The sequence below is a fragment of the Desulfovibrio sp. DV genome, from assembly GCF_001936595.1.
Lineage (GTDB): Bacteria > Desulfobacterota > Desulfovibrionia > Desulfovibrionales > Desulfovibrionaceae > Solidesulfovibrio.
The window spans coordinates 1-3,277 of the sequence record NZ_MLBG01000182.1 but is presented as its reverse complement, the minus strand read 5'-3'; the positions used below and the strand labels follow the sequence as shown (position 1 = coordinate 3,277).

The following is a 3,277-nucleotide window of genomic DNA, read 5'->3' as shown; positions in this document are numbered from 1 at the left end:
CCTATGACGCCTTCCTGCAGGGCAAACTGACGGATTTTGCCTATCCTGAAGAGCACATCGCCGAGGCCCTCAAGGCCTGCCCGGACGTCGGATAGGACCCGGGCGACCGTTTTTTAAGTAGCAGCCCGCCGGACATGCTGTCCGGCGGGCTTTCGTTTTTTATTACTGGACGTTGATGATGACGCTGAAGGCCTTGAAGAAAAACCACACCGGATCGCCTTCCTTGAGGTCAAGGCTCTCTACGGATTCGGCGGTAATGAGCGCGCACATGGGTGTGCCGTGAAACAGTTCGCCCATGATCTCGACAGCCACGCCGTCGCCCCGGATGCCGGTGACCTTCCCTGGAAAGCAGTTGCGCGCGCTGGTCTGGGCCCGCATCTCGTCCTTGCCGACCAGCACCCAGGGTGCCTTGACCAGGGCGGTCACCGGGTCGGCTTCGGACAGGCCAAGCCGCTCGAAACTCTCGTTGGTGATCACCGACACCACTTCCTCCCCGGTGGCGGTGGTCAGGGAGACTTCGGTAAAAAGCGGGCTTTTGCGCACACTGGAAACCGTGCCGAAAAAGGTGTTGCGGGCGCTGGTTTTCATGCGGGTCTCCTTGGCAACGCAACGGCTGACGATGCGCTGACAATCAGTGTCTGAAAAGGAACAGTAGATGGAGGTGAGCACGACGCTGGAGTGGCCGAGCATCATCTGGACAACAGGCAGGGGGACGCCGCTGCGCAGCAGTTCCACGGCCCGGGAATGGCGAAGCGAGGTGGGGCTGACCCGACCCGGCGGCAGCCCGGCCCGTCTGGCCTGTTCGTAGAGCTTGCGTCGCACAAATCCGGGGTCGAGGCGAAACAGTTCCCCTCGCAGCGGCCGGTTGACCGGGCTGGCTGCAAAGCGCTCCACGTCTTCGAGAAAGTCCCGGGGGACGACCACCTTGCGGGGCGTGTCGTCTTCGCGAGAGCCGGCAAATCGAACCGTGCCTCTGGCCCTGTCGATGTCGGTCCGCTCGTTGACGGCCAGGACTTCGCCGAGCTTGGCGCCGCTGACGCGCAGCATGGCGTAGACCAGACGCATCCGTTCCCTGGCCCGGCGAATCGACGGGGTGCGGGCGGCGTCGCGCCAGGTGGCGAAGGCCGTGGTCAGCCGTTCGAGTTCGTCGGCATCGAGGTAGCGGATGTCCTTGGGCACGCTGAAAAGGGCGGCCTGGCACGAACTGCTCTGGGGAAGGCGGCGCTGCGGCCCGTCCAGATCCTTTCGCGCCAGGGCGGCCCCGGCATGGTCGCACAGACGGCGCAAGGTCGGCGTATCCAGGCGGTTTACAAGATCAAAGATATTTTCTTCTGCTGTACTCATGATTGACGCTGTATCGTGGCACGTATGTATTGTAAAGCATATGAAAGATGTGGCACGTATAATAGTTTTGGCGTGATAGTCGACAATTTCACTTGTTTAGAGTCAAGGATCACGATTATTTTATTTGGCGTGTTAGTGGACTGCATTCCCCATATCACTGTCACGGTTCTTGTAAAAGTCATGAGGCTGGATTCTTTCCGATGTTGCTGTACTATTCCCAACGCGCCCTTGCAAAGGCCGTGCAGCCTCGAGCAGCAGGGACGCCAAGGAGGAAACAATGACCACGTTTGTTTGTATCCACGGCGCATTCCAGGGCAGCTGGGTCTGGAGAGAGACCGCCCGGGCCCTTTTCACCCTGGGCCATGAGGTTTTGGCTCCGACCCTGTCCGGCTGCGGCCATCTTGCCCATGGCATGGGGCCTGGGCTGGGACTCGGCGCATATATACGCGACGTCACACAATTTTTTTCGCTTGAAGACCTTCAGGACGTCATCCTGGTGGGGCACAGCTATTCCGGGCTGATCTGCACCGGGGCCATGGCCGAGGTCAGGCCCAGGCTGGCCGGCACCGTCTACGTCGACGCCTTGCTGCCCCAGCCCGGCCATTCCTTTGCAGGCATGGCCGGCGAGCCGTTTCGAGCCATGCTCTCGGCCCGGGTGCGCGACGGTTGGCTGGTCGAACCCTGGGAAGCGCCAATGTTTGGCGTAGCCGGCGATGCCCGGGCCCAGTGGTTTCTTTCGCGCCTGTTCTCGTTCCCGCTGGCGGCCTTCACCGACGCCACTGCCACCGGAGAGCCGGCGTTCCCGGAAAAACGCCATTACCTGCGCTGCGCCGCCAACCCCAATCCCATGTTGGCCGCCAACGCCGCCCGGGCTGAGGGGCTGGGTTTTACCATGCACGCCATCGATACCGGCCATTGCCCCCAGATCACGGCTCCGGTGGAACTGGCCCGGACGCTGGCCGGCATTGCCGCCGGCATGGGGGCCGCGGGATGATGCTACGGGCCAGTTGTGTCAAGCGCCTGCCCCATTTCACGCTGGAGGCCGACATCGTTTGTCCGGCCGGATCCATCCTGGTCCTGACCGGGCCGTCGGGCTCGGGCAAGACCACCTTGCTGCGCCTTATCGCCGGGCTTGACGTCCCGGACCAGGGCCGGGTGACGCTCGGGGAGACGGTCTGGTGCGACACGGCCGGCGGTATCCGCCTGCATCCCAGGCAGCGTAACATCGGGCTGGTCTTTCAGGACTATTCGCTGTTTCCCCACATGACCCTGGCCCAAAACGTGGCCTACGCCGCAGCCGACCAGGGGGAAATCCCCGATTTGCTGGCCCTTTTTGGCATCGGCCATCTGGCCGACGCCTATCCGTCGGGCATGTCCGGCGGCGAACGGCAACGGGGGGCTTTGTGTCAGGCCCTGGCCCGACGTCCGGGGGCGCTGTTGCTTGATGAGCCGTTTTCCGCCCTGGACGCCGCCACCCGCATGGCCCTTCGCGCCGAACTGCTCGCGGTGCGCCAGCGTTTTGCCATCCCCATCGTTCACGTCACCCATGATCTGGCCGAGGCCGCCCAGCTTGGCGACACTATCGTGTCCGTCAACCAGGGGCGCATCGATGCCGGATGGTTTGAGCGCCAACTCGATCTCCACCTGGAAGAACAGCGCGTGTTGCTGGCCCGGCGTGGCCTCGGGAAGCCGCAAAACGGCTCGCCGGCCAGGGCGGCCTAGCATTGGGTCCCGTTTGCATTTTCATTTTGCCGGCGTCCGGGGTTCCCCGCCTTTCGGCCGCCGGAGCAACGGTGTTTCGCGTCAAGCGTATGCTTCGGCTGTCCTGGTCAAAAGCCGTCCAGACGGGCGGCCTAAGCCAAAAATCCAATGAAAACTTCTCCCTTTGCAGGGGTCCGGGGGGATCATCCCCCCGGCCGCCGGAGGCTCTCTT

General features: G+C 63.1%; 3 protein-coding genes. 2 read left to right on the top strand and 1 reads right to left on the bottom strand.

Annotation, left to right across the window (positions count from 1 at the left end; all coding sequences use genetic code 11):
- Nucleotides 1-162: 162 nt before the first annotated feature.
- On the bottom strand, nucleotides 163-1,344 hold the full coding sequence (locus DVDV_RS21575; RefSeq protein WP_075356621.1) for a TOBE domain-containing protein: 1,182 nt from the start codon (nucleotides 1,342-1,344) through the stop codon (nucleotides 163-165).
- Between the two features lie 277 nt (nucleotides 1,345-1,621).
- Between DVDV_RS21575 and DVDV_RS21570 the strand changes: the two genes are divergently transcribed.
- Both DVDV_RS21570 and DVDV_RS21565 read left to right on the top strand, forming a co-directional pair.
- Complete coding sequence (locus DVDV_RS21570; RefSeq protein WP_075356620.1) at nucleotides 1,622-2,338, top strand: alpha/beta fold hydrolase; 717 nt, start codon at nucleotides 1,622-1,624, stop codon at nucleotides 2,336-2,338.
- Complete coding sequence (locus DVDV_RS21565) at nucleotides 2,335-3,066, top strand: ATP-binding cassette domain-containing protein (protein ID WP_083634867.1); 732 nt, start codon at nucleotides 2,335-2,337, stop codon at nucleotides 3,064-3,066. The genes DVDV_RS21570 and DVDV_RS21565 overlap by 4 nt, the downstream gene beginning before the upstream one ends.
- The last annotated feature ends 211 nt before the right edge of the window (nucleotides 3,067-3,277 follow it).

Excerpts from the sequence above, each read along its gene's own strand:
- DVDV_RS21575 (WP_075356621.1), bottom strand. The coding sequence starts at position 1,344 with ATGAGTACAGCAGAAGAAAATATCTTTGATCTTGTAAACCGCCTGGAT.
- DVDV_RS21570 (WP_075356620.1), top strand. The coding sequence starts at position 1,622 with ATGACCACGTTTGTTTGTATCCACGGCGCATTCCAGGGCAGCTGGGTC.
- DVDV_RS21565 (WP_083634867.1), top strand. The coding sequence starts at position 2,335 with ATGATGCTACGGGCCAGTTGTGTCAAGCGCCTGCCCCATTTCACGCTG.